Annotated in this window: 1 pseudogene; it reads right to left on the bottom strand. The window is 45.6% G+C overall.

Annotated features, from left to right (window positions below):
- Positions 1–233, bottom strand: a pseudogene (locus R7P74_RS27430) (hypothetical protein); the annotation flags it as partial.
- Positions 234–618: the final 385 nt, after the last annotated feature.

Genomic DNA, 618 nt, shown 5'->3' on the forward strand with positions numbered 1-618 from the left:
TATCCCCTTCTGCGACGTTGCCTAATTGATGTCCCGAGTTTATTGATTTGCTCTGCTGTCAGGTATTTATTAATCCATTCAGTGAGTTCTGATGGTGATCGCCCTATGCTGTTCAGGCTGTCCACGGCTTCAAGTTTCTTATCGAATGGGACGTCACGCCAGAAAGCTGGGCGCGAAGCAGCTCTGAGGAGATAGATCGCCGTAGCCTGAGCATCTTCATTGGATACTTTCAAAAAATCACCTTTTCCGTTACATGTCACACTTACCTTATCGTGACATGTAACACCTCAAACTGCAAGTATAAAAAAAGGCCAGCTATTGCTGGCCTTTACGTTCATTGTCGCAGTTACTCTTTAGGCGTTGTGATGCTTTTTTTCCTTCTGTTTCTCATGGTAGAGATACAGACTGCCGCCAGTGACGACAGTGAAAAAAATGAGCAACCCCAACATGCCTAATGTGAAAGCGTCCATTTGACCCCCTTAGGAATTGCTGACCTTGGTTAAGATTATACCATAGATCCACAGGATAACCCCAATGACCAACACCAAACCGGCTTCTTTGACGGTTATAGTGTCCCCAGATACAGCCAATCCTACAAGGGGTCGTCTCAGAAAACGG

The organism is Vibrio sp. 2033, assembly GCF_033339735.1.